Source organism: Ralstonia sp. SET104 (assembly GCF_003851545.1).
In the GTDB taxonomy this organism is placed as follows: Bacteria; Pseudomonadota; Gammaproteobacteria; order Burkholderiales; family Burkholderiaceae; genus Ralstonia.
Genome location: NZ_BHVX01000013.1, coordinates 141,221 through 148,109, shown reverse-complemented (window position 1 = coordinate 148,109; position 6,889 = coordinate 141,221). Strand labels below are relative to the sequence as shown.

Here is a 6,889-nt window from a genome sequence, read left to right as displayed (position 1 = left end):
TCTGTTTACAACTCCAACCCCTAAAAACAAAAATGCCGTTCAGGTCTTAACTGAACGGCATTACCGCAGTGCGGAGGTTTTTTCTTGGGGCGACGAGCGATTCGCTTTAGGCGAAGTTCTTGGCCACGAAGTCCCAGTTGACCAGGTTCCAGAACGCCTCGACGTACTTCGGACGGGCGTTGCGATAGTCGATGTAGTAGGCGTGTTCCCACACGTCGCAGGTCAGCAGGGCCTTGGCGTCAGTCGTGAGCGGCGTGGCGGCGTTGGAGGTGGACACCAGATCCAGCGAGCCATCGGCCTTCTTCACCAGCCAAGCCCAGCCCGAACCGAAGGTGCCGACGGCCGTCTTGGTGAACTCTTCCTTGAACTTGTCGAAGCTGCCCCACTTGGCGTTGATGGCGTCAGCCACGGCGCCGGTCGGAGCGCCGCCGCCGTTCGGCTTCAGGCCGTTCCAGTAGAACGTGTGGTTCCACACCTGCGCGGCGTTGTTGAACACACCGCCCGAGGACTTCTTGACGATATCTTCCAGGCTCAGGTTCTCGAACTCCGTGCCCTTGATCAGGTTGTTCAGGTTCGTGACGTAGGTCTGGTGATGCTTGCCGTAGTGGAACTCCAGCGTCTCCTTGGAGATGCTCGGAGCCAGGGCGTCGAGTGCGTACGGCAGCGGGGGGAGCGTGTGTTCCATTGTTCTTGCCTTCTGTGGGTTGTTGCGTGGGTTGGGAGCGACGATTGTAGGAGACTTGCAAAACCGGCGCAAACCGCATGCCAAATAGTCGGAATACCCGCGAAACACGTGCGGAATCGCAGCAATTGCGGCGATAGGGTCATGCGCCGGTCACAGTTCGAGCTTGGGCTGCACTTGGGCGATTTCGATATCGACCGCGCCTTGCGCCAGCCGGGCCTCGATGCGTGCCCGGGCATGCAACGCATTCGGATCCCGAATCGCGTGCCCTTTGGCGTCAAGCAACACCGCATAGCCACGCTCCAGCGTACGCTGCGGTGCCAGCAACTCCAGGCCGCTGTGCTGACGTGCCAGGCGATCCTCTGCGCGGGCCAGCGTGTCCCGCATGACGCGTGCCAGCGTCGCTTCCGTCTGTTGCAAGCGAGCGCGTTCTCGCGTGGCATCCGGGCGGGCGGCGGTCATTCGCATCGTCAGCAGACGCTGCGCGTGTTCTGCGCGCTGCACGCGGCCGGTCAGGGCAAAGCGCAGGCGGCCCTCGAGGTGAGCGAGTTGCGTGCGGCGCTCGCGCATCTGCGCTTGCGGGCTACGCAGGCGGCGTGCGAGCCAATCGGTCGCCTGTGCGCGGCGATCGAGTTGGCGGCGGAACTGCGCGCAGAGCGCATCCCAGTCGCGCGCCACGTCGCGCAGCATGCGGGCGCGGTCTGGGCTGACCAGTTCGGCGGCGCCGGTGGGCGTCGGTGCACGCACGTCGGCCACGAAATCGACGATGGTCACATCTGTCTCGTGGCCGACACCAGCCACGATGGGAATCGTCGACGCGGCCACCGCGCGCGCGACCGGCTCTTCATTGAAAGCCCACAAGTCTTCAATGCTGCCGCCGCCCCGGCACAGGATGACGACGTCGACCTCTGCCCGGGCATTGACCGTGTCGAGCATCGCGGCGATGCGCTCCGACGCACCGGCACCCTGCACCGGCACGGGATAGACCACCACGGGCACATGCGGCGCGCGGCGGTGCAGCGTGGTCAGCACATCGCGCAAGGCCGCCGCCTGCAGCGACGTCACCACGCCAATGGCGCGCGGATGCCGCGGCAGCGGGCGCTTACGCTCGGCATCAAACAGCCCTTGCGCCTCCAGCGCGGCTTTCAGCCGCAGGAAGGCCTCGTACAGATTGCCCAGGCCGGCACGGCGAATGGCCTCGACACTTAACTGCAATTCGCCGCGCGCCTCGTACAGCGTTACCAGCGCACGCACCTCAACAGCTTCGCCCTCGCGCGGGGTGAAATCGGCGTACTGATTGCGGCCCTTGAACATCACGCAGCGGATCTGCGCGCCCGCATCCTTGAGCGAGAAATACCAGTGGCCGCTGGCCGCCCGCGTGAAATTGGAAATCTCGCCGCGCACCCAGCCCAGCGGGAAGTTGCTCTCAAGCAGCCCGGCAATGCGCCGGTTGACGTCGCTGACGGTGAGCACATCCTGCGCTCCCCGATTTGGTGCGGGCGCAGAGGCGGCAAATGCTGCCGACGCCTTATCTGTGGATGCGGGCGCGGGCGCAGGCGCATCCATCCAGAATGGGCGGCGGGAAGACGGCGGCGGGGTCATGAGTGGTGTGTGGAGCGCAAAACGATGAGGCTTCAGGGCGACTTCTACCTTGAATAGGGGAGGTAATTCACGCTGGGTGGGCTACCTGTCCACAGCATAACGTGGTTGTCAAGCTTGACAGGGGTCAGGTGACGCACCCCCTCCATTCTGGCGCAACCTATTGATTTTTATGAAAAATATACCTGTGTCAAAATTTCAGCAGCGCAAGTAATTTCGTTCTGCGTCAAGCATTTAGCGCAAGCGCCCCAAGGATGTTCACAAAGTTATCCACAGCATCCCTGGAAAACCGTGGTGTGACGCCTGGGCAGTGGATAAATCGGCGGTGGAAAACCGTCCACCTGATCCACCGCTCCGCTCAAGACCGTGCAAAACCCAGGCTGCCCATTTTTTAAGCGACCCATCGAACACCCTTTTGAATCAGGCACTTAAGATGCTTGTCCGGGCAATGTCCACAACCGGTCCACAAGACTATCCCGTGACGGTGTGGATTATCGTCGTGAGAATCGCATCCTGAGGGGCATTTCTGTCAAAACCGCTGCCCAAACCCCGATTGCCCATTTTTTGAGCGACAGCATAGGCGTCTTTGTAGATCAAGCACTTAGCGTGCTTGTTCGGACGATGTCCACAACCCGTCCACAAGACTGTCCCGCTCCGGTGTGGATTGTCGCCAACAAAATCGCGCTCTCATGACTTTTCGGCAAAAACCGCCGTCCCAACCCCGATTGCCCAATTTTTAAGCGACGCACCGAACCCCCTTTTACATCAAGCACTTAGCTTGCTTGTTCGGGCAATGTCCACACCCCGTCCACAAGACTGTCCCGCGTGGTTGTGGATTAACCGGCAGGGCGTGTTTCGTGACAGCGCGTTGACCACGTTGACCATCGACCGGGCATGTCGCGGCGCTGCGCCATCGTGTTGCCGAGGCAGTTCCGACGCGCTAGAGTGCTGCCTGTTTTTGCCGCAACGTACCGCGTTCGGGGACGCGGACGGCATGAGCAGCAAACCAAAATCACACTCCTTCCACAACGACAAAACGGGTTGTCCAGTGTTTTCCATCATTCAAGCCGCCGGCTGGCCAATCTGGCCGCTGTTGATCGCCTCGGTGCTCGCGCTCGCGCTCATCATCGAACGCTTCGTCGCCCTGCAACGCAAGAAAATCATTCCGCCCAAGGTGTATGACGAGGCGCTGTCCGTCGCGCATCAGCGCCGCGCCACGCCGGAAGTCGTGAACACGCTGGAACAGGGCTCGCCGCTGGGCCGCCTGCTGGCCGCCGCCCTGCGCCACGTGGTGCTGCATCCCAACACCACGCGCGACGCCGCCAAGGAAGTGGTGGAAGAAGCCGGCCAGAACGTCGCCCACCGCCTGGAGCGCTATCTGAATGCGCTCGGCACGATCGCCTCGGTGGCGCCGCTGATGGGCTTGTTCGGCACCGTGGTCGGCATGATCGAAATTTTCGGCAGCCAGACCGCCGCCGGCACGAACCCCCAAGCGCTGGCGCACGGTATCTCCGTCGCGCTGTACAACACCGCGCTGGGCCTGGTCGTGGCGATCCCGACGCTGATCTTCTGGCGCTACTTCCGTGGCATGGTCGACAACTATGTGGTCGAACTGGAGCACCTCTCCACCACGTACCTCGACGCGATCCTGCCGCCGCGGCGCGGCTGATCCGGGCAACGCCTTACTGGAAACAGCCATGCGCTTCCGCCCGCGCCGTGCCCGCGAAGAGCCGGAGATCAACCTGATCCCGCTGATCGACGTACTGCTCGTGATCCTCATCTTCCTGATGATCACGACCACGTATTCCCGCTACACCGAACTGAAGGTCAACCTGCCCACCGCCGAGGCTGAAAAAGCCACCGAGCGCCCAGGCCAGATCGTCGTGTCCATCACCGCCAACGGCGTCTACTCTGTCGACAAGCAGGTCCTCGACACGCGCGACGTGACCAGCCTGGCCGACGCCCTGCGCAATGCGGCAGGCAAGGCCAGCGGCCCCGAGCCCATCGTCATCGTCAACGCCGATGCGCAAGCCGCGCATCAAGCCGTGGTCAATGTCATGGAAGCCGCGCGCGTGGCCGGCCTGTCGCACTTGACCTTTGCCACCCAAACCGGCAACGCCCGGTAACCACTCAGACTGCATGCCCGTCGCCCAACACCGCCTCGCCAGTTTCGTCACCCGCCAATGGCAGCAACGAGGCTGGTTTGCGTGGGTGATGTGGCCGCTGTCGTGGCTGTTTGGGGGCGTGAGCGCGCTGCGCCGGCTGCTGTTCCGCCTGGGCTGGATGCGCTCGGTGCGTTTGCCGATGCCGGTGGTCGTGATCGGCAACGTCACCGTGGGCGGTGCCGGCAAAACACCCGCCGTGATTGCGCTGGCATCGGCACTGGCTGAAGCCGGCCTGCGACCGGGCATCGTCTCGCGCGGCTACGGTGCGCAACTGAAGCATCCGCGCCCCGTGCGCGAACACTCCCGCGCGGAAGACGTTGGCGATGAACCGCTGCTCATCGCGCGTGCCACCGATCTGCCCGTGTGGGTCTTCCCCGACCGCGTGCTGTGCGCGCAGACGCTGCTGGCGTCACACCCCGGCTGCAACGTCATCGTCTGCGACGACGGCCTGCAGCACTACCGCCTGCGCCGCGATATCGAAATCATCGTGTTCGACGTGCGCATGGGCGGCAACGGCTTCCTGCTGCCCGCCGGCCCCCTGCGCGAGCCGATGACCCGCCGCCGCGACGCCACGCTCATCAACGACCCCAACTACCGCGCCACGCCCGACCGCCCGAACATCTTCGGCATGCACCTCGAGCTGCAGGACGCCTACAACCTGGCCGACCCAGCGCTGCGCCGACCGCTCGCCCAGTTCGCGCGCGTCGAGGGCGAACAACTGTTGGCCGCCGCAGGCATCGGCAACCCCGAGCGCTTCTTCGCCTCGCTGCGTGTCGCGGGCCTGAAGCCCAGCACGCTGCCGCTGCCGGATCACTACGATTTCGCCGACAGCCCTTTCACTGACAGCCACGCCGAGGTAATCCTGATTACCGAAAAGGATGCCGTAAAATGCGGCCATCTCGACGACCCGCGCATCTGGGTGGTGCCGACCACACCGGTGGTCGACCCGGCGCTGGTCGAACAGGTCTGCCAGCGCGTGCGCGCCCTGGCCGATCGCGCTACGCTCGCGGCGAGCGCACAATAAAACCCTCTGCCTCATCCGCTGTATTGGCGTGCCGCCCGGTTTGAGCGGCCGCCCCGGAGCCTCTACCGTCATGGACAACCGCCTGCTGGAAATCCTCGTCTGCCCGCTGTGCAAGGGCACGCTGCAACACGACCGCGCCAACAACGAACTGATCTGCCACGTCGACAAGCTCGCCTACCCGATCCGCGACGGCATTCCCGTCATGCTGGCCGATGAAGCGCGCCAGACCGTGGAAGGCACGCCGGTCGATCCGGCCTGATCGCAAGTCGCAAGCAAGGTCATCACCATGTCGCACGCGCCGTTCATCGCTGTCATTCCCGCGCGGCTGGCGTCCACGCGGCTGCCCAACAAGCCACTGGCCGACATCGACGGCAAGCCGATGGTGGTGCGCGTGGCGGAGCGTGCGCACCAGTCGTCCGCCGCACGCGTGGTGGTTGCCACCGATGCCGCCTCGGTGGCCGACGCTTGCATGCAGCATCACGTGGAAGCCGTGCTCACGCGCGCCGACCACGCCTCCGGCACCGATCGCCTGGCTGAAGTGGCCACCGTGCTGGGCTTGCCCGATGACGCCATCGTCGTCAACGTGCAGGGCGACGAACCGCTGATCGCCCCAACGCTGATCGACAACGTGGCCGCCCATTTGCGCGACCATCCCGACTGCGCTATCGCCACCGCCGCTCACCCGATCCATAACCCGGCCGACGTGTTCAACCCGAACGTCGTGAAGGTCGTGCTGGATGCCGCAGACCGCGCACTGCTGTTCTCGCGCGCGCCGCTGCCCTGGGCGCGCGACACCTGGACGCCCGCCGTCATGGCGCGGTCCGTGGCTGAGCGCCCGTTGCCGGCGATGCCCATGCTGCGTCACATCGGCATCTATGCATACCGCGCCGGTTTCCTGCGTCGCTTCCCGCAACTGGCCGCCGCGCCCATCGAGCAAACGGAGCAATTGGAGCAGCTGCGCGCCATGTGGCACGGTGAGCGCATCGCCGTGCTGACCACCGATGACGCCCCCGCCGCCGGTGTTGATACACCCGAAGACCTCGCCCGCGTACGCGCCGCATGGAGCGAATTGCTGGCCCAGGACGGCCCCTGAGCCCGCGATTTCTCTGAACTTTGCGTTTTGGGCCGCTAAAACCCCCGCCCCGCCATGGCATAATCGCGAGGACGACAAGCCGCATGACGGCGCCCACGCAGGCGCTACAGCGGCGACAGGGAGACAAATCGAGCCATGGGTGCCGCCGTCCGGCGGACGCCTGATCCCCCAGAGTCCGGTAAGGCTGGCGTCAACTTCGCCCGCTAGGCTGCCTGTTTGCGTCAATTGCGTCGCCACGGCTTTACGACCAGGCGTATTGGGAATCCGCCCCCTCGGACCGATTCCCAACGCGCTTCACACAGCCTGACAGCGCGACAAGATTCGAA

Annotated in this window: 7 protein-coding genes; 5 read left to right on the top strand and 2 right to left on the bottom strand. The window is 64.3% G+C overall.

The genetic code is table 11. The features are described 5' to 3' along the window. Positions 1 to 106 precede the first annotated feature (106 nt). Together sodB and xseA are read right to left on the bottom strand one after the other, a co-directional pair. Positions 107 to 685, bottom strand: coding sequence for a superoxide dismutase [Fe] (gene sodB, locus PSUB009319_RS17100; RefSeq protein ID WP_124383388.1), 579 nt, complete (start codon positions 683 to 685; stop codon positions 107 to 109). Between the two features lie 150 nt (positions 686 to 835). Beyond that, on the bottom strand, positions 836 to 2,248 hold the full coding sequence (gene xseA, locus PSUB009319_RS17095; RefSeq protein ID WP_124383395.1) for an exodeoxyribonuclease VII large subunit: 1,413 nt from the start codon (positions 2,246 to 2,248) through the stop codon (positions 836 to 838). Positions 2,249 to 3,329: 1,081 nt separating this feature from the next. Between xseA and PSUB009319_RS17090 the strand changes: the two genes are divergently transcribed. From PSUB009319_RS17090 to kdsB, 5 genes are all read left to right on the top strand, one after another. After that, a complete protein-coding gene (locus PSUB009319_RS17090) occupies positions 3,330 to 3,950 on the top strand; it encodes a MotA/TolQ/ExbB proton channel family protein (protein WP_124383387.1) in 621 nt (206 codons plus the stop codon). Between the two features lie 28 nt (positions 3,951 to 3,978). Beyond that, the gene (locus PSUB009319_RS17085; protein ID WP_124383386.1) at positions 3,979 to 4,407 is read left to right on the top strand and encodes a biopolymer transporter ExbD; all 429 of its coding nucleotides are present in this window, start codon (positions 3,979 to 3,981) and stop codon (positions 4,405 to 4,407) included. A 13-nt stretch (positions 4,408 to 4,420) separates the two neighbouring features. After that, positions 4,421 to 5,470 carry a tetraacyldisaccharide 4'-kinase gene (lpxK, locus tag PSUB009319_RS17080; RefSeq protein WP_124383385.1) on the top strand — a complete coding sequence of 350 codons (1,050 nt, stop codon included), beginning with the start codon at positions 4,421 to 4,423 and terminating at the stop codon, positions 5,468 to 5,470. Between the two features lie 70 nt (positions 5,471 to 5,540). After that, positions 5,541 to 5,729: a Trm112 family protein gene (locus PSUB009319_RS17075; RefSeq protein ID WP_004631803.1), complete on the top strand. Its 189-nt coding sequence runs from the start codon at positions 5,541 to 5,543 to the stop codon at positions 5,727 to 5,729. 27 nt (positions 5,730 to 5,756) lie between these two features. Further along, entirely contained in the window at positions 5,757 to 6,563 is an 807-nt protein-coding gene (gene kdsB, locus PSUB009319_RS17070) for a 3-deoxy-manno-octulosonate cytidylyltransferase (protein WP_124383384.1), read from the top strand. The last annotated feature ends 326 nt before the right edge of the window (positions 6,564 to 6,889 follow it).

Excerpts from the sequence above, each read along its gene's own strand:
- sodB (WP_124383388.1), bottom strand. The coding sequence starts at position 685 with ATGGAACACACGCTCCCCCCGCTGCCGTACGCACTCGACGCCCTGGCT.
- xseA (WP_124383395.1), bottom strand. The coding sequence starts at position 2,248 with ATGGATGCGCCTGCGCCCGCGCCCGCATCCACAGATAAGGCGTCGGCA.
- PSUB009319_RS17085 (WP_124383386.1), top strand. The coding sequence starts at position 3,979 with ATGCGCTTCCGCCCGCGCCGTGCCCGCGAAGAGCCGGAGATCAACCTG.
- lpxK (WP_124383385.1), top strand. The coding sequence starts at position 4,421 with ATGCCCGTCGCCCAACACCGCCTCGCCAGTTTCGTCACCCGCCAATGG.
- PSUB009319_RS17075 (WP_004631803.1), top strand. The coding sequence starts at position 5,541 with ATGGACAACCGCCTGCTGGAAATCCTCGTCTGCCCGCTGTGCAAGGGC.
- kdsB (WP_124383384.1), top strand. The coding sequence starts at position 5,757 with ATGTCGCACGCGCCGTTCATCGCTGTCATTCCCGCGCGGCTGGCGTCC.